Genomic DNA, 18,486 nt, shown 5'->3' on the forward strand with positions numbered 1-18,486 from the left:
TAATTGCGCTTCTAATCTAGCGGGAATGTCTTTGCTCAAAAGACGTGAAGTTGCAATTCAACTCTTTGATAAGTTGTTTTCCAAAACTAGGAGGGTCGATGTGGCCACTTTCATTATCAGAAGGCTTATGTTCCTGCCGCTTGTCGCCTTTGTAGTCACGCTTGTCGTCTTTGCAGTGATCTGGTCTATGGGGCCTGATGTCCTTCTTAGAGCCTATATGACGGGGAACGCCTCGAAATCACCAAACGCCGAGCAGAGAATAATTGAAAAGTACGGGCTTGACAGGCCCGCAGTAGTTATGTACTTCAAGTGGTTCGGAAACACTCTCAGAGGCGATATGGGTTACTCTCTTACTGCCGGCTCAAGAGTCTCTGAAGCGATCCTTGTAAGGCTTCCGGCAAGCCTCGAACTACTGATACTGGCCCTGATTCCCATAATACTCTTCGGTTCGAGACTTGGAATAAGGGCCGCAATGCATCCCGATGGATTTACGGATTCTGTATTCGGATTCCTTTCGATAATCGGATGGGCAACTCCCGATTATGTAATGGCGCTCCTCATTCTAGTCGGCAGTTTCACAATATTCGGATGGCTTCCCATTGGCAACCTGACCACTTCTCTTATCAAAGACTGGAACACTTACAGCAACTCTTTGATAATCGACTCAATACTTAATCTACGTCTAGATATCCTGCTGGCTCAGCTAGTCAATCTAATCCAACCTGTTTTGACTCTGTTCATTGTACATTCTGCTTATGTCTTTCAGATAAGCCGGGCAACTGCACTGGAAGTGAAGAAGAAAGACTTCATAAGGGCTGCTAGATCACGAGGTGTGAGCGAAAGGACCATCATGCTGACTCACGTAAGAAGGAATGCGCTTATTCCTGTAGTTACAGTGGGAGGAGAGCTCTTCGCTTCGCTTTTCGCAGGGCTCGCATTTGTTGAGACTATTTTTGCAAGGCCCGGCATCGGACGGCTGCTTACGGAAGCAGCAATAAGCTTTGAAGTTCTCACGCTCTCTGGTCTTGTTCTTCTTATTGCTGCCGTAATGCTGCTCGCGAGTATTGTCGTTGATATTATTTACTCTTATTTAGATCCCAGAATTCTTCTCTGGGATAATGGTAAGAGCACACGGGCACATTGATAGTATTAGAGCTTCATGTAGAATTCCCTTCAGCGAAGCAAACAGTCTGAAAATCAGATTCTTTTCTTGCATAGTGGACGTACAATGAACTTTAGGGGGTGAGATCTATGAAGAAAGTCGCTCTAGTCCTGTGTCTTTTGCTCGCCGGGTCCTTATTACTTGGAAATCTTTCTTTAGGATTGATAAATGTCGCAGCCAAAACTGAATCCCTTTCAAATACTCCTCTTTCCGGCTTCGTAGGAGTAGATGTGCTAGGTATTGACCTGCGCTATGATGTAGGACTTTTGTACCTTGGAGTGGCGACTCCGTTTCTCATGTTCACTCTTTCGGAAGATACAGGAGTGAAGTCTTCATTAATAATTCCCGGAATTGCATGGTATGGTTACATTGGATTGAAACTCGATTTTGGTGTTTTCTATTTTAAGGGGGATATCGGTCACACATTTGCTTTCGGCGAACAGCTACAGCTGGGTTTTTCTCCTCTAAGACTTGGGTTTGGAATGAACTTCAGTCCCAGTTACTACATAGAGCTAAGCGTCGATACTGTTCTGCAGAAATTCAACGAGACGGTCGGGAAGATCTTTGACTTTAAGATAGGTTACAGATTCTAGAAGATCAAAAGAGGTGTTCAGAGATGAAGAGATCTATTGCAACGGCCATTTTGGTAACTGTGCTGGCAATCTCTTGTCTTTCCAGAAATCCAACGATTGAGGCTTACAGAAATCATATCTACTCGATCAACTTCATGGATGTAGAAAACCTAAGTGTAAAACTTACTGCAGAAAAAATCGATATCTCGAGGAATGAGAAACGAATGCTCAAAGATGGCGATATTCTCGTCTACCTTACCAATGAAGATAGGCTTGGAAAGATGGTAATACTGGAGCTTGACAAGAATGAGAGCGGCATGCTCTTGTTTGATTTTGTCACGTATGATAAGGATGGAAAGGTCTTCGTTGAAAAGAAAGATGTCAAATTTCACTCCTCATATGTTTTTGATTTCGACAAAGGCATATTCCCTAAAGAGATAGAAGGGGTCAAACTGTGGTGGCACAGCATTGATGATATTGAAATGTATCTTGTCCCATGGGCCCCTACTAAGCTCTTGAAGTATCCCAATGCTGAAATGAACTGACCAGCGGGACATTAGTTCGAGAAGACATTTCATAGGGTCAGTAGATTCGTTCTAGAATTCAAGCTGAATGAGAAATGTCGGCACCAGCTTCATGGTAGCGTCAACAAAGAAGTCGCCAGGCAGGCTTATTGGAAGCCCCAGTTCTCCACCCACGAGAACTCTGCCGAAATCAGTCTTAAATCCATAACTAGCACCGGCACCGGCAAGCATTAGACATTCCATCTCTCCAAGATGAATCAAACCCTCGACGCCACCGTGAACTCTCCACGAAGCAATGTCTTTGTAGAGGTAGAGACCGGGAACTAGTACGATCGAATCTGTAGCAAAGATCACTCCTGCCTTCACCTGAAATCCAAGAAGCCATGTATCAAAATTTACGGCCGCAAAAGGCTCAAAATGGCCATGAATCTTCACTCCCACACTGAAATCTACACCGATCATCGACACCGCAAGGATCAATACTAAGAACACACAGATTATCTTCATCAATCCGATCACCTCCATAACAACCAATTCTACCTTAAGCTACGGAGATAATTTTCAGAGGTCGCTGAGTCAATATTCACCAATAGCGCTGAAAAGCGAGCATGTTCAAATTGGAGTGGTAGAATTGGCCTGAAGCCCGGGAGCTTCGATAAGTTCACTTTTCAACAATGCAGAGGAATTGGGTTTCCGGTTTTTTTGATTCTCGAGGTGGTGCAAATGTCGAAAATCGCAATTATAGGTAGTGGAATTGGGGGGCTTGCTGCAGGATGTTATGCCCGGATGAATGGTCTTGAATCGGTGATACTTGAAAAGGCCGATAAGCCGGGAGGACTTTGTACATCGTGGGGCAAGGGTGATTATATATTTGACGGCTGCATACGTCATCTTGCGGGGCTTAAGCCAGGCACCCCACTTAACAATATGTGGAAAGACATTGGAGCGATGCCTTCCGATATCTACTTTCCCGAAGAACTGGTGAAGGCGGTAGACGAAAAGGGTAACGAACTGACAGTCTTCTACGATCTGGAAAAGCTTGAGGCCGAAATGAAGAGAATCTCACCAGAGGATTCTAAGCCAATATAAGACTACATAAGGGCTATACGCAGGCTTTCCAACACCGATCTTATGGAGGTAGGCTTCTGGAGCTTCCGAGACTGGTTGAGGAATATCTCCGTATTGATTAAGAATAGAAAGGTTTCGAAATACTCCATGCTTTCATTCGCGCAGAGGTTCAAGAGTCCTGTTTTGAGAGCGTTCTTCCCGGTAATCCAGTACGGGTGGGCAAACATTCCACTAACTCTGAATCTAGGAGTGATGGCGGGATCGGCGGGCAAGAGATATGGACGATATCTCGGCGGTTCGGCCGAATTCATAAAGTCGGTGGCGGACAGATATACTTCGCTTGGAGGCGAGATACTTTACAACTCCGCCGTGGAGAGAGTCATAGAAGATAGTGGAAAGGTTGTCGGAGTGAGACTTGAAAATGGTACGGAGATCTCCGCCAATTATGTAATTTCAGACGCGTACGGGTATGACACTTTCATGAAAATGATAGATGAACGACACCTCACCGATCGGCTGCGCTCGATGTATTCGAAGCCAATTGACAGGATGATGATGGCTTTGCATGTATCTTTCGGTGTGAACATGGATCTTTCAGACAAACCAAACGCCATTTCCTTCTTCCTTGACAAACCGATCGAAATTGCAGGCGACAACTGCTCTATAATCAACGTTCTTAACTACAGCTATGACAAGAAACTGGCACCGAAAGGGAAGACCAGTATTAAAGTGATGTATGATACCTACTATTCTTACTGGGAAGAGCTATCGAAGGATCAGAAGAAATATGAGGAAGAGAAGGCGATGATCGCCAGTCGAACAATCGAGGCCATTGAAAGATTCATTCCCGGTATCGGAGAAGCCGTCGAAGTGACCGATGTGGCAACACCTATTACTACACAGAGATTCACGTCAAACGCCCGGGGATACGGGAGTAAAGAGGATTTTCGATTGAGAGACACCCTCAAAGGATTCCTCAACAAACCGATGACGCTGAAAAGCCTCAAGAACTTCTTTGTGATAGGACACTCCATAGGTGGAACAAATCTCTACGGCTGTGCGGCAATGGGCAGGAATACTATCAAAGGGATCTGTAAGAAGGAGAGAAGAAATTTCACTGCTTCCTGAGATTAAACTCCATTACCTAAAGCTTTTCATAAGAAATAAAACACCTTGATGTTCCTCAACCTCATAAGACACCGCTAAGAGATGAAAAAAGTATGGATCATGAATTGTCTTTGTGAACCTTTTGCTCTCTATGATCAAGTGAGAGCCTTAAACTGTCCGTTTTAAGCTCCTCGAACAGACGATCTGCAATATAGACAGATCTGTGTTTGCCGCCCGTGCAGCCAACAGCTATCTTCATGAAGTTTCTGCCGCTTCCGGCGAAACCTTCAATCGTCATCCTGCAGAGTTTCAAAACGGTCGAGAAGTAGGTTTCTATCTCAGGGTAGGTCTCCAGATAATCCTTCACTTTCTTGTCCATTCCTGTCAGTTCAATGAGATCCTCATAATAGTATGGGTTAGGAAGGAATCTCACATCGAAGATCAGGTTAGCATCGTGAGGAATCCCTTCACTGTATGAGAAACTCTCTATCTCAACCCTCATCGGAGGCAGTTTGTAACCCTTCCCTCTGATAATAGAGACGATTGCCTCCTTCATTTCTTTTATATCCATTCTTGACGTATCTATCACATGATCACAGTTCTTTTTGAATGGATCCATAATGCTTCTTTCCTTCTGAATTGCTTCTTCGAGACCTGTCTCTTCCTGCAGGGGATGGGCTCTACGGGTCTTCTGGTATCTGTAGTAAAGTACATCATCTTCTGCATCGAGGAATATTGAAACAATACCCAGTCCTTTTTGCTTCAGTGAGCTGAGGCTTTGATTCACTTCATCAATACCGCCAAATTTCTTGGCCGTACGGATATCGATAACAACCGCACTCTTGTCGATTTCTTGTGCACCGATAATGTTTACAAGTTCCTCGATTATTGAAGGTGGAACATTGTCCATACAAAAGAACCCGAAATCTTCAAGTACATCGATTGCCGATGACTTTCCGGCTCCGGACATACCGGTTACAACAAATATGTTTGAAGACATTCGTAGCATCACCGCCCAAATGGCAAATACTAATGAAGAAAGAGATAATGTTTACATTAATCAAATTATACAATAATCTGGAAGAATTCTACTTTAGAGATCAATGTCGAAGGGGCTGTCTCTTGTGAAGACCGGGGTTGCGGGTAGCAGTTTGGGGTTGGTCAGGAGCAAAAAAGAGATTGACCCAGTCCTCAAGAAGCAATTCAAAGCCATCTGATCAGAAACAACTTATTTCGTCATCCTGAAGCGCTCCTGTTCAGGATCTGGTCTTTCGAGAAGCCGTGGTTGGGGTCGGAAGATCAAGAGAAACTGGTTGAGCGTTGAGCGGTTCTCCGTTCTCAGAAAAGAACGGTTGCAAGTTCCAAGATGCAAGTTGTAAGGAGAAGAAGAAAACCTTTTTCTAAAGGACGATGAAGTAAGCTCGTTACTGACATTCAAGAAGAGAGCATCGAGATTCTGAAACAAGTTCAGAATGACGGTTTGGTGTGTTCTTAAGAATTACAGGACGCTGTCACGGAATGTGATGTTTTCGGTAAGCCTGCCGGGATGCTGAAACGAGTTCATGACGGAATTCTGGACAAAGAACCAGGAACCTAGGTGCACAGCGTGGGAACGAATAACCGTTCTTCCCGAAGGACGGGTTTCTTGAGGATGACGGTATGTGACGTTTTCGTAATCGCCTAACACTGTCATCCCGAATTTGTTTCGGGATCTGGTGCTTTCCGTGGTTGGGGATAGCGGGTTGGGGGTTGGATAGAGCAAAGGGACTGGTTGGCCGTTGAATGGTTCTCCGTGAGAGCCAACAGCAAATGCAAGATGCACTAGGGGGGGACACCGGAAAACCTGTCCCCACGTTTCGGGTAATCTTCTCGGAGGAAGGAGGACCGTGGACGGGCAACGTAGTCTTCGGCTTCAACGGTTTCTTTAAAGAGGCTCTTCTGCCCGCGAAACAGGCCTTGCGTCTTTGAGAGGGCTTCCTCTTCGGGCGAACCGCCGTTCGCCCCTACAGAATCACCTAAGATTGTCATCCCGTAGAGCCTGCCCTGAAATGCTCTTGTTCAGGGCTCCTGTTTGGGGTCTCTGTTCAGGGTCATCCCGAACTTGTTTCGGGATCTGGGCGTACGCAAGTGGTCGGAGGTAGGAGGTTGGGGGTTGGTCAGGAGCAAAAAAGAGATTGACCCAGTCCTAAAGAAGCAATTCAAAGCCATCTGATCAGAACCAACTTATTTCGTCATCCTGAAGCGCTCCTGTTAAGGATCTGGGTTTTTTCAGGAACCGTGGTTGGTGGTAGGAGGTTAGTGGTCGGAAAGATCGAAGTGAAACCGGTTCTCCGTTGGACGGTTAACCGTCCTCCAAATAAAACATCTTCGTTCTTGGTCAAAACGAAAAAACGAGAGATTCTGAATCAAGTTCAGAATGACGGGATGCGACGTTTTGAAATCTCCATACACTGTCATCCCGAAATTGTTTCGGGATCTGGTTTTGATCCTCTCGGTGGACGGAATCCCTGACGAAGAACCAAGAACCTGGACGCGTAGCGTCAGAACGAAGAACCGTTTTCTCAAAGGACGGCTCTTATACCCGGCAGGGCGGTATGCTCTCTTAACTCAGTCAAGCGTGAAATCGTGTCCGCAGTTCTTGCAGAATCGATTCTCTTTCTTATTCAGCATGTAGCAAAGACTGCATTTCTTGTAACCTACAAGAGAAGCGCCGCAGTTCGAGCATTTGGTTGCATTGTCCTCATTTTCCGCACCGCATTCGGGACATCTGGAATAACTCTTGCTCTTGGTCTTCTCAATTCTCGCTTCTCTATCTGAGACAAATGTGTAGTCATAGGTCTTATCTTCCTTAAGCTCTCGACCTCTAACCGGTTCCTGTTCACTTACGGGGCCGGAGAAGCTCTTTGTCTTCGCCATTGCAAGAAGCATTCTCCCCAGTGTCGTCGCAATGAAACCCAGTACCAGAAACACAATCACGCCACCGAAGACCAGACTCAAGTAAGGAGCAAGAAAGAAACTGGCAAAACTGAATATTATCAAACCTATTCCAACAACATACACTATTCCACCGACAATTTTTATTATTGTTCTCACTGGATCACCAGAGCGGATATACATTTTATCACCGTCCTTTATATTCAATTTTACAATGCCTTTCAGTACTTGCAGAACAGATCAATCTTAACCCCTTCTCTGAGCACCTGGGAAATTGTAGAATTGATTGACAGAAATCTGAAGGGAGAGAAATGATTTGGAAATTACTACTGTTTTGTTGTTGTTGGCGCTTTTCTTTGGTTTGGTCTCGGTCCTTGTAATACTTTTCAAGATTTGAAGAAGCATTGTTCGGATACCATTACAACGTCTGATGCTTTTCTTTGGAAAAGGCGACAACACTGGCATTAGTTGCGCAGACAAGGTCAGTCGGTCTCAACCAGATCTGAAGACCTCGTTTGCCAGCACTCACGGATATCTTTTCTTCATTCAAAACTTCTTTATCAACGAGAATCTTGAAGCTCTTCTTCATCCCGAGAGGCGACACTCCTCCCCTCACATATCCTGTAAGCGTCAGGAGACTTTCTGAAGAAACCGTCTCGATATTCCTGTCACCCGTGATCTCTGGAAGCTTCTTCATATCGATCTCTCTATGACCGCCGAGACAACAGACAAAGACCCCGCTTCTGTCACCCTTCAAGACAATAGTTTTCACGGTTCGCGAAGGGGACAAGCCCAGCTTCGATGCAACATTCTCGGCACTCAGATCGTGTTCGTCGACTTCGTATTCTAGAATCTCATATTCAATCCCAAGCCCATCCAAGATTCTAGTGGCATTTGTCTTTAAAGGCTTTTTGCTTTTCATTCGATTCTCCATTGGAACTGAAGTTGTTTTAACCGATCAGTTTCTTGTGAAGTAATTCCAGCCGCTTGTTTATATCTGCAGCGGAAAGTTCCGTCACGAGCTCGTCGAGATCTCCGTCCATCACATAAAGAAGTCTGTAGCTTGTAAAATTTATCCTGTGATCAGTTACCCTGTTTTGAGGGAAGTTGTAAGTTCTTATCTTTTCGCTTCGTTCACCGGTACCGATTTGCGTCCTTCTTGCCTCAGTAATCTCATTCTCTGCTTTAGAACTGTACATTTCATACAGCCTTGCACGTAGAATCTCGAGCGCTCTAGCTTTATTCTGATGCTGAGATCTCTCTTTCTGCACGGCAACCACTATTCCTGTAGGCTCATGGACTATCCTTACGGCGGAATCGGTCTTGTTTACGTGCTGGCCTCCGGCGCCTGAAGAGCGATACGTGTCGATTCTGAGATCGGCAGGGTCGATTTTGACCTCTGTTTCGCTTACTTCTGGAAGCACCGCTACCGTCGCAGTAGACGTGTGGATTCTTCCCCCCGATTCAGTCGTCGGCACTCTCTGGACTCTGTGGACTCCGCTTTCATACTTCAGTTTACTGAATACGCTTCTGCCTCTTATCTGAAAGATGACTTCCTTGAATCCACCGATATCCGTCTCATTTGAATCGATTATCTCCGATTTCCAGTTGTTTCGTTCTGCATATCTGGTGTACATTCGGAAGAGATCGGCAGCGAACAACGCAGCCTCTTCTCCACCTGTACCGGCCCTTATCTCAATAATAATATTCCTCTCATCTGCTAGATCGGGGACGAGAAGTCCCTTTAGATTAAGCTCCTTTCTTGCGATTCTGTTCTCGAGATCGGATATTGTATTCGCGATCACTTCCTGTTCGTTCTCTTCTGCGGTAGCCTTCATTTCATGCCATTCCTCAAGTTCGCCCTTCATCGAGTCTATTTCGCTATAAAGATTAATGATCTCAGAGAGCTCTGCATGTTTCTTCCCGTATTCCATAAGCTTGTCCGGGTCTGAAGCAACTTCGGGTTTTGAGAGTTCCTTCTCGACCTCCTTGAATCTCTCCCTGAAGACTTCCATTATCTTGCCTAAATCCATTAGAAGGCCCTCCTGAGCATTGCATTGGGGTCCCTTGCGTAATCCTGAAGCTGGTCCTTGTCGATTATTCCCTTTTTGAAAACATCCATCAACGCATCATCAAAGGTGACCATTCCATACTTTATCCCGGCCTGCATCATAGATTCTATTTGGTGGAATTTCTGCTCCCTTATAAGATTTCGGATAGCCTGGTTCACTACCATTATCTCGATAACCGCGATTCTTCCTTTACCGTCCCTCCTCCTGAGCAATCTTTGGTATATTACCGCCAGCAGAGTATTGGCAAGCTGCATAGCTACCTGGTTCTGCTGATGAGGCGGAAAGACTCCCACTATTCTTTCGGGTGTGGTAGCGGCGGAATTTGTATGGATTGTCGAGAATACAAGATGGCCTGTCTCAGCAGCAGTCATGGCAAGTTCCATCGTTTCGCTGTCTCTCATCTCTCCAACGAGAATGACATCGGGGTCCTGCCTCAATGCATATTTCAGTCCATTATAGAACGATTTCGTATCCGATCCGAGTTCCCTCTGATGGATCAGGGCATTTTTTGGTTCGAAAACGTATTCTACCGGATCTTCTATGGTGATCAAATGAACATGTCTCGTTCTGTTGATGTTTTCAAGCATTGCGGCAAGAGTAGTCGATTTTCCACTTCCGGTCGGTCCTGCAACAAGCACGAGGCCCTTATCTGGTTTACAGAATTCCTTGAACAACGGCGGATAACCCAGATCTTCAAGAGTCTTGATTGTTTTCGGGATTAACCTCAGAGCGACTACGGGAAGCTTATTTGAATAGAAGTAGTTTCCTCTTACCCTTAAAGAGCTGAACCCAAAAGAAAAGTCAATCTCCTTACTTTCCGAATCCTGTAACTTAATCTCTGATATCTCTTGAAGTTCTGTCGTTATCTTCTTCATCATTATTTCGTCGGTCAACAGTTTGTCTTGAATCAACTCACCGTCGACCCTGTATATGACGTTTTCACCTGAGGTTAAGTGTATGTCGCTTGCATTCATCTGTTCACCTTTACTCAGAATTTCCTTTATCAGCATCTAGCCACACCTCCCGGAACAGAGAAGATTTTAACACAATGCACTGTCCGATAACTATGGTAAGATCTATGATTCAAGGGGAAACAATAGTTCTCGTAAGTCAGTCCAATTACTCGGCCGACTAATTCGGGAGGGATTCGAGTGTTTTACGAACTCTATCTGAGGTCATTCTGTGACGGCAATGGCGATGGAATTGGTGATTTTATCGGAGCCGAGCGGAAGCTCGACTATCTTGCGGATTTAGGTATTGAAGGAATCTGGCTTTTGCCGATTCTTCATTCGCCATCTTACCATGGCTACAGTGTCATCGATTTCTTTAGTGTCAACCCAATCTATGGAACTCTGAAGGATTTGAGAAACTTTCTGGCATCAGCGCACAAACTAGATTTGAAGGTCATACTGGATCTTCCGATGAATCACACCTCTCCAAATCATGAATGGTTCTTGAAGGCCTTGGATGGAGAAAAACCATACAGAGACTGGTATCTCTTTCTGAAAGACGAACAGTGGCTGAAGGCTAGGAGACATTGGGACGGAGAGCAGGTATGGACAAACTACTCGGGACAGTGGGTCTACACATTGTTCGGACCTGGAAGTCCTGATCTCAACTATGAGTCTTCTTCCCTGTGGCAGCAGATGAAGGAGGTCCTTACATTCTGGTTATCCGTAGGATTCGATGGATTCCGATTCGATGCTGCAAAGCACATTTTCGATTTTTCTCTTGAAAAAGGCATCTGCGAGTACCAGCACAGCAGAAACATCGCTTTCTGGAAGGAGATGACGGCACACTGCAGATCGATTTCTCCAAATTCGATATTTGTGAGTGAAGTGTGGGACGATGCGCAAATAGTAGACCTGTACTCCGCGATCTTTGGAATTGGATTCAATTTTCCCCTTGCCGAGAACTTGAAAACTTCCGTTGCGACAAGAGACCCAGAACTCCTAGTGAAGTCTTTGAGGACTGATCTCAATAGATCTTTCAGGTCGAAGCGTAGCTATGAGTCTGGAGTTTTCCTGACAAATCATGACATGAGTCGTCTCGTATCGGTTATGGACGGTGACGAGAAACTCTCTCTTCTGGCAATGTCGGTCTTGTTGTCTCTTCCCGGAGTGCCATTCTTCTATTATGGCGAAGAACTTGGAATGGAAGGGGTCTACAATACGTATTTCAACGAAGAGCAACTTGAACCCTTCCTGTGGTTCGAGAACGGCTACGGTCCAGGTCAAACCGAATGGAAAGCGCTCGGGAAGAATCATCCTCACAGCGGCAGGTCTCTGGAAGCACAAAAAGCTGTAGATGGGAGCTACTTCGAGAGATTCAGGGCTATACTTGAATTCAGGAAGAACAACTCCTGGCTGAGGTTGGCAACTATGAGAGGCTTGAAACGAAGAGAAAACCTGGTAATCTTAAGAGTCGTTGGAGAAAGCCGGAGCGCGTACATTTATCACAATCTCGGGAAAAGACGTGTCGCTTTAGAAGACGTTTCTAATCTTCAGATCATCAACGGCTCTTTGGGTAGGTATCGCGGCAAGAGATACCTTGGAGGTTTCTCGAGCGCAATCGAGGTGACTGAATGACCGAAGACAGAATGGTGCTTTCAAGAAGAGGCTCAATAATAGGGGTGACCGGAAATGCAGCGCTCGCGGTGCTGAAGGTTCTTACCGGTTTCTTCACCGGAAGTATGGCTATTTTGGCCGACGGAGTAGATTCGACTACGGATATTTTGACCTCGGTTATTACCTGGATCTCTACGTCCGTATCAAACAAGCCGCCTGATGCGCAGCACCCGTACGGTCACGAAAGGGCAGACGCCGTTGCCTCAAAAATCGTATCCATGGTTATTTTCTTTGCCGGAGCACAACTGGCCGTTAGTTCCATTCAGAAGCTCTTCAGCGGCGGATCCTCTGTTGAGAATATCGCTCTGGTAATTGTGGTGGCAGCCATCTCCTCTGCTGCGAAGTATTTTCTATATCGTTATAAGCTGGGAATAGGAAAGAAGATTGATTCATCGGTCTTCATAGCCGATGCAACGAACATGAAACTGGACATCGTCATCTCGCTATCTGTACTGGGAGGCTCGATCTTCGTGGGAATTACTGGCCTGCAGATAGTGGATTCGATCGTAGGGTTGGCAGTATCTGCTCTGGTAATCAAGACCTCCATAGAGGTCTTTTGGGAGACCAATTACGAGCTGATGGACGGGCTCAAACCTGGAGACGACATTTACAAGGTAGTTTTCGATTCGATAGAAAGGGTTCAGGGTGTTCAAAATCCTCATAAAGTCAGAGTGAGAAAAATGGGTTATAAGTACCTCGTAGATCTAGATATTGAAGTAGACCCGGATATGTCGGTAAAGAAGGCACATTCTCTTGCAAAAAAAGTCGAGGCCTCTATAAAAGAAGATCACAAAAATGTCTACGATGTCCATGTCCATGTAGAACCCTCTGGCAATGTCGAAGACGAGAACTTCGGGATCGACTCCTCTAAGGAATTTAATGAAAGCCTGAATAACAAAGACGAGAAATCGGAATAGGCCGCTATGAACAGAAACCTTTAACTCATCATTTTTAGAGAAATTCGTGATTGTAATCAAATCTGTACTATAATTGTTTTGAAAAAGCTCTTCGTCAGGTCATCAATCAACTATCAATACTCGGTACCTCATCCAATATTCGGGGGTGAAATTGTGAATCTCAAAGGCTCAGAGACTGTTGAAAATCTCATGAAGGCATTTGCCGGTGAATCACAGGCTAGAAACAGATACACTTTCTATGCATCTGTGGCGAAGAAAGAAGGCTTTGAACAGATATCGACAATCTTCAAGGAAACCGCCGACAACGAGAAGGAACATGCGGAAGTCTTTTTCAAACACATTATCGACGGTATGAAAGACGAATTACCCGTTATGGTACATGTCGACGCCGACTATCCAGTGGATCTACGAGGAACAAAAGAAAACCTAAAGGCGGCCGCCGCTGGAGAAAACGAGGAATGGACCAAACTCTACCCAACTTTCGCCGATGTCGCAGAAAAGGAAGGCTTCTTGGATGTCGCTAATAGCTTCAGACAAATAGCAAAAGTAGAGAGCAGACACGAGGCCCGTTATCTAAAACTACTGGAAAACGTCGAAACCGGTAAGGTATTCAAGAGAGAAGAAAAGGTTCTCTGGAAGTGTGGAAACTGCGGCTACATTCTCGAAGCTAAGGAAGCTCCGGAGCAGTGCCCGGCTTGTAAACACCCAAAGGCTTACTTCGAACTTTTCGTTGAGAACTACTAGATCTAAACCCTTAAGCTAGTGAGGTCCGGCAAAACCGGACCTTTTTCATCTAGTCATTGAGATTGGTTAATGACAAGAACCCTTCCCGAAACACATTGAATTCACGGTCTTCAAGACTTTCTAGATCCGAGTTTTTCACGAGAAATTCAAGGAAGTTCAGTATGCTTTCACAGGAAATATCGTTGTAGTTTCTTCCTTCAACTCCAACGTTACGACTTGAGAGAATCTCCTTTGTAAAGCTGTAGAGGGAATAAAGATCAAGCCTCTCCAGTTCAAGATAACGCGCAAGGTCTTCTAGCAGTCGTACCCATGTTTCAACAGGATTGAAGATACCAAAGTGATCCTGAAGAACCGGCATGAGCTGGCCGTAATAGAAATGGTGAGTAGATTCGCTCTGCCACGGTTCAACTCCAAAGATCACCCTGGCCTCCTCTTTCTTCTTCTTAGGAAGAGAAAACAGCGCACGCGCAATTGCGTCATGCTTGGCGAAGACGAAGTACTCCTCGCCGTTCAAATATCCCAGCTCATCTAGACAATCAAGATATCCTTCTCTCATGAAGTTTCTTGCGATATCAGGGTCGAAATCGAGAACGTCTCCATAGAACTCGCGCGGCTTGATAACCAGATACTTTACTTCCTCCAATCTCTTAAGCGAAGTGAGGGTAAGCACATCCCTTATTCTCTTTGGACCAAGATCCACAATGATAATCTCTTTGAAGCCTCTGCTAAGAGCCATGTTTACAGGGATATTCCTGTATATTCCTCCGTCGATGAATTTCTCTGAACCAATTTCTTCTCTCTTGAAGACCGGATGATTTGCGCTGGCAAGTATATAATCTTCTAACTTTCCTTCTGGAATATCGTCTAGGAATAGCTCCTTGGGTTGCATATTGCTAAGAGAATAGGTGACGATTCCAACATCGATTTTCGCCTTTCGTACTAATTCTTCTTTAAGAAGTCGACCAAAGTTCTCTCTGAGAGGTGCAGGATCGAAACCACGGCTCTTCAAGGCAGCGAGGGCTTTTTCGATTAGGTTTCCGTCGGGGCCGTCTTTCACAACTTTGTCAAAATCGATTTTCAGCCACAGTTGCCTTGCATCTTCGAAATTGTCCATGGCAATAGCCATGGAATTTATCGCGCCAACGGAGGTTCCGTAAACTCCCCCAATTTCGATCCCACAGTCTTTCAAGGCCTTCCATACTCCGATCTGATAAGCGCCACGCGCTCCTCCCCCCGAAAGAACGAGCCCTATCTTTTCTTCGAACTTAACCCTTTTGCTCATCGGTATTAGCAGGTCCGACAGATTCAACTTTGCCATTTTAGTCACCTCACTGCAATTCTATATTAGACTAAACGGTAATTCCAGAGATTGTCTCCCTTAAACACACTTCGGATATAATGCCTAAGGGAGGTGTTCGTGAATCTTTGAGAAACGGCTTTGCCAATATGGTGGCCAAACAGGAAGAGGTTGTTGCATAAGCAAGATACCGGGCCTGTCATGTAGAATTCGCTTCGGAGAAACTGTCGATCCTGCCTCTTATGGCATCACGAACCTCAGCAATCCACTGAAAGTGAATGAGGACACTTTCTTCCAGATTACCTCTATAACTAAGAGGTTCGGCGTTCTTGCAGTAATTAGATTGGTAGACCGCGGCAGACTTGATCTTGACAGACCTTTACGCGATTATTAACCCAACTTCAAGCTCTCGGACGGAGAGGCCGAAAAGAGTTTGACAATGAGGCATCTTCTTACACAATCATCGGGGGAAGGGAGATTACTTCAAGGATTTCCGTTTTGGCAAAAATGTTATGGGAAACATGGTTAACAGCATATTGACACTTCCACAGATCAATCCCCCCGGAAATGATTCTTTCCTACTGCAATTCCGGTTTCTATGTCGCAGGCAGGGTCATCGAAGTGGTTACCGGAAAGCCCTTCGAATAAGCCATCAATGAATTGGTTTCAAAACCTCTCGATCTCGATAAGATCCGTTTCTCTCCCGAATAGGTCATTACCGAACGGTTTGCCGTCGGCCATCATGTCAAGAAGGAGAAGATATCTGTTGCACAACCTTGGCATATAGACAGAGCTATGCATCCGGCAGGTGGAATCGTTACCAACGCCGAGAATTTGCTTAAGTATTCTGCATTTTACTTTGCTGAATCGTCCCCCAAAAGACTGGAATCATAAGTGAAGACTCATTTGAGGCCCTGACCACGGGAAGAATCGACGCTTCTCCAGCCTCCAGAGTTGCTCTAGGATGGTTCGTTGAGGAGATTGAAGGCGTCAAAGTCTGCAGCATGGGTGCCGGGCCAACGGTCAGATTTCCTTGCTGATAATACTTCTCGATCTAAACCTTTCGGCGGCTATCCTTACCAATAGCAATGAAGGCAGCAAACCAACTTCTATCTTCACCAGAATTGTGATCGAAAAACTTCTGGGAATGAGCCCAATCATTTTGGTCCCAGCCAGCGATGCACTTGAGAACAGAAAGGATCGTTGGGAAGTATTTGGGAAAAGTCCGACCTGGATATCTTCAAAAAAGACTGCAAGCCGTTCATAAGAAAGATACCTTGCGGAGGATTCCCAGAAGAAGACTTGGAACCGGCCCCACCATTTCTTCCTCAAGAGATGTCAATATCCGAGGAAGGATTCCTGATCAGCCAGAGCGAACCTGATCCGTCAAGCGCGGGAGAGTTCATGCCCGATCGTACGGGTGAAGTTGCAGAGCTTAGAATACGGCTTCGCACGTACAAAAAGGCAATGCGTCAATAAAGTCTCTGAATTCTATGGACATTCTTGCAACCTCTTCCTCTGATAGAATAATAGTGCGGTCAAGTCTTTTTCACACGATAAGATGATTGGAGGGTTATTATGAGCCAGCTCGTTGTTATGGGAAACACAAGTCTCAAAGGCGAGATAAAGGCAAGCGGCTCCAAGAATTCAGTTTTGCCTATTCTGGCAGCGACTGTCATGATCGAAGAACCGGTAGTAATAAAAAATGTCCCTGAACTGCGCGATGTTCAAACAATGATTTCCATACTTCAGCAGATTGGAAAGACAGTCTCATTCGAAAACGAGACGGTAACGGTAATGCCAGGGGAAATACTAGTGGGAAACGTTCCGTATGAGCTTGTAAAGAAAATGAGGGCCTCATTCAATATAATTGGCCCTCTTACCATGATCTGCGGGTGGGCAAAGGTAGGAAAACCCGGTGGCTGCAACATCGGTCAGCGTCCCGTCGACTTTCATCTGAAGGGTCTCGAGGCCTTTGGTTTCAGAATAACGGAGGAACATGGAGACGTCATGGCCGTCATTCCCAACAGTTTTGAAAAAGAGATTGTCTATGCGCTCCCCTTTCCCAGTGTTGGTGCAACCGAGCAGCTCATGACCACGGCGGCTCTAATGGAGGGAAGCAAGATAACGATTGAGAATGCTGCCCGCGAGCCAGAAATATCGGATCTCCAGAACTTCCTTAATGCGTGTGGCGCACAGATTGCCGGTGCCTCGACACCTACCATAAAGATTACCGGAGTTAGAAATCTCCATGGATCGGAATACTCGGTTATTCCCGACAGAATTGAAACGGGCACTTATCTCCTTGGAACAATTGCCACCAAAGGCGACGTAAAGATTCACGGAACAAGGTCGGACCACCTGATTTCTCTCCTGAGTATTCTTGAGGAGATGGGAGCAGGTATAGAGAAAGACCAAGACTATTTGCACGCCTTCTGGAAGGGACCGCTGAAGCCGGTAAGAATATCGTCGGAACCATACCCTGGATTTCCTACTGACCTCCAGCCGATAATAACTGCCGTGCTGGCAACGGTCGAAGGCACATCCGTTATAGAGGAGAACGTCTTTGAAAACAGATTTGGATACGTAGATGAACTAAATCGAATGGGAGCAAGAATCAAAGTATCGAGTAGCCACGCTAACATATGCGGCGTCGATAAACTCAGTGGAGCAGAGGTCGTAGCCCCTGACATAAGAGCCGGCGCTGCACTTGTGATAGCAGGACTGGCGGCCGATGGAGAAACAATAATTAACAACGTTACCCATCTCTTCAGAGGGTATGAGAGGTTTCAGGAGAAATTGAGAACACTGGGAGCGAAGATAACCTTCTATCCCGACGAAGAATGAAGACCGGAGTTGCGGGTAGCAGTGGGGATAGGAAGACCAAAGGATCAGTTCCAAGTTGCAAGCTGTGAGTTGTAAAGGCCGGGGTTTGAGGATGGTGGTTGGAGGTCGGAAGAGCAAAAAACCAGTTGCAAGTTCCAAGTTGTGAGTTGTAAGAAGAAAACACAAAAACGAGGTTAGGGGTTGGTGGTTGGAGGTCGGAAGAGAAAGAAAACCGGTTCTCCGTTGAGCGGTTCACCGTTCTCCGAGAAGAACGGTTGTGAGTTCCTAGATGCAAGTTGCAAGAAAAAGAAAGGAGACCTGTTCTAATGGCAATGAAGTAAGCTCGTTACTGACATTCAACAAGAGAACATCATCGAGATTCTGAATCAAGTTCAGACGGATTCTTTGGTTCAGCGCTCAGCGGGTTCTCCCCTTTTAAGCGCACAGCGGTTCTTGGGGGCGCAATGCTGAAACAAGTTCAGATTAAGGGGTGTAAGACTCTCAGGACGAGTTAGATTGGTTGTGCGTTATGGGTTGATGGTTAGGCGAACTTGTTCGAAGTGTTCCTTTTCTCTTCCATAGCCCAAACGCAATCTCAGTTACCGTAGACTCGAATTTGCGTGACTAATCTCAGCT

The 18,486-nt window shown here is 45.6% G+C and carries 18 protein-coding genes; 10 read left to right on the forward strand and 8 right to left on the reverse strand.

The features are described from left to right. Positions 1-100 precede the first annotated feature (100 nt). From V513_RS09980 to V513_RS09990, 3 genes are all read left to right on the forward strand, one after another. Positions 101-1,144 (forward strand): ABC transporter permease, encoded by a 1,044-nt coding sequence (locus V513_RS09980; protein ID WP_099772631.1) that lies wholly within the window; start codon positions 101-103, stop codon positions 1,142-1,144. A 107-nt stretch (positions 1,145-1,251) separates the two neighbouring features. Then, entirely contained in the window at positions 1,252-1,755 is a 504-nt protein-coding gene (locus tag V513_RS09985) for a hypothetical protein (protein WP_099772632.1), read from the forward strand. A gap of 23 nt (positions 1,756-1,778) precedes the next feature. Beyond that, positions 1,779-2,279, forward strand: coding sequence for a hypothetical protein (locus V513_RS09990; RefSeq protein WP_099772633.1), 501 nt, complete (start codon positions 1,779-1,781; stop codon positions 2,277-2,279). A 51-nt stretch (positions 2,280-2,330) separates the two neighbouring features. Here V513_RS09990 and V513_RS09995 read toward each other — a convergent pair whose 3' ends face one another. Further along, complete coding sequence (locus V513_RS09995) at positions 2,331-2,765, reverse strand: hypothetical protein (protein ID WP_257212068.1); 435 nt, start codon at positions 2,763-2,765, stop codon at positions 2,331-2,333. 216 nt (positions 2,766-2,981) lie between these two features. On the opposite strand from V513_RS09995, the gene V513_RS14260 reads away from it, so the two are divergent. Continuing rightward, a complete protein-coding gene (locus tag V513_RS14260) occupies positions 2,982-3,347 on the forward strand; it encodes an NAD(P)-binding protein (protein WP_257212063.1) in 366 nt (121 codons plus the stop codon). Positions 3,348-3,440: 93 nt separating this feature from the next. Further along, positions 3,441-4,454, forward strand: a complete 1,014-nt coding sequence (locus V513_RS10000; RefSeq protein ID WP_257212064.1) for a phytoene desaturase family protein — start codon at positions 3,441-3,443, stop codon at positions 4,452-4,454. A gap of 97 nt (positions 4,455-4,551) precedes the next feature. Here V513_RS10000 and rapZ read toward each other — a convergent pair whose 3' ends face one another. The 5 genes from rapZ to V513_RS10035 form a co-directional block, all read right to left on the reverse strand. Continuing rightward, positions 4,552-5,433, reverse strand: a complete 882-nt coding sequence (gene rapZ, locus V513_RS10005) for an RNase adapter RapZ (RefSeq protein WP_099772634.1) — start codon at positions 5,431-5,433, stop codon at positions 4,552-4,554. 1,607 nt (positions 5,434-7,040) lie between these two features. Beyond that, the gene (locus V513_RS10020) at positions 7,041-7,550 is read right to left on the reverse strand and encodes a zinc ribbon domain-containing protein (RefSeq protein WP_099772637.1); all 510 of its coding nucleotides are present in this window, start codon (positions 7,548-7,550) and stop codon (positions 7,041-7,043) included. 235 nt (positions 7,551-7,785) lie between these two features. Continuing rightward, positions 7,786-8,289, reverse strand: coding sequence for a Cys-tRNA(Pro) deacylase (gene ybaK, locus V513_RS10025; RefSeq protein WP_257212065.1), 504 nt, complete (start codon positions 8,287-8,289; stop codon positions 7,786-7,788). Between the two features lie 28 nt (positions 8,290-8,317). After that, positions 8,318-9,400, reverse strand: a complete 1,083-nt coding sequence (gene prfA, locus V513_RS10030) for a peptide chain release factor 1 (protein WP_014731755.1) — start codon at positions 9,398-9,400, stop codon at positions 8,318-8,320. Further along, the gene (locus V513_RS10035) at positions 9,400-10,449 is read right to left on the reverse strand and encodes a type IV pilus twitching motility protein PilT (RefSeq protein WP_014731756.1); all 1,050 of its coding nucleotides are present in this window, start codon (positions 10,447-10,449) and stop codon (positions 9,400-9,402) included. The genes prfA and V513_RS10035 overlap by 1 nt, the downstream gene beginning before the upstream one ends. A 141-nt stretch (positions 10,450-10,590) precedes the next feature. Between V513_RS10035 and V513_RS10040 the strand changes: the two genes are divergently transcribed. The 3 genes from V513_RS10040 to rbr all read left to right on the forward strand — a co-directional run bounded on the left by V513_RS10040 (position 10,591) and on the right by rbr (position 13,727). Continuing rightward, positions 10,591-12,027, forward strand: coding sequence for an alpha-amylase family glycosyl hydrolase (locus V513_RS10040; RefSeq protein ID WP_099772639.1), 1,437 nt, complete (start codon positions 10,591-10,593; stop codon positions 12,025-12,027). Beyond that, entirely contained in the window at positions 12,024-12,983 is a 960-nt protein-coding gene (locus tag V513_RS10045; protein WP_014731758.1) for a cation diffusion facilitator family transporter, read from the forward strand. Before V513_RS10040 ends, V513_RS10045 begins: the two co-directional genes overlap by 4 nt. A gap of 153 nt (positions 12,984-13,136) precedes the next feature. Continuing rightward, positions 13,137-13,727, forward strand: a complete 591-nt coding sequence (gene rbr / locus V513_RS10050; protein ID WP_099772640.1) for a rubrerythrin — start codon at positions 13,137-13,139, stop codon at positions 13,725-13,727. Between the two features lie 49 nt (positions 13,728-13,776). Here the strand turns inward: rbr and V513_RS10055 are convergent, their stop codons facing one another. Then, positions 13,777-15,045, reverse strand: a complete 1,269-nt coding sequence (locus V513_RS10055) for a patatin-like phospholipase family protein (protein ID WP_099772641.1) — start codon at positions 15,043-15,045, stop codon at positions 13,777-13,779. A gap of 175 nt (positions 15,046-15,220) precedes the next feature. Between V513_RS10055 and V513_RS14350 the strand changes: the two genes are divergently transcribed. Then, positions 15,221-15,418, forward strand: coding sequence for a serine hydrolase domain-containing protein (locus V513_RS14350; protein WP_373561616.1), 198 nt, complete (start codon positions 15,221-15,223; stop codon positions 15,416-15,418). Positions 15,419-16,047: 629 nt separating this feature from the next. Here V513_RS14350 and V513_RS13880 read toward each other — a convergent pair. Beyond that, on the reverse strand, positions 16,048-16,185 hold the full coding sequence (locus V513_RS13880; RefSeq protein ID WP_158309314.1) for a hypothetical protein: 138 nt from the start codon (positions 16,183-16,185) through the stop codon (positions 16,048-16,050). Positions 16,186-16,602: 417 nt separating this feature from the next. Here V513_RS13880 and murA point away from each other — a divergent pair, with 417 nt between their 5' ends. Continuing rightward, positions 16,603-17,871, forward strand: coding sequence for a UDP-N-acetylglucosamine 1-carboxyvinyltransferase (gene murA, locus V513_RS10070; protein ID WP_099772643.1), 1,269 nt, complete (start codon positions 16,603-16,605; stop codon positions 17,869-17,871). Positions 17,872-18,486 lie beyond the last annotated feature (615 nt).

Origin of the sequence: Mesotoga sp. H07.pep.5.3, from assembly GCF_002752615.1 — a bacterium.
Classification (GTDB): Bacteria; Thermotogota; Thermotogae; order Petrotogales; family Kosmotogaceae; genus Mesotoga; species Mesotoga prima.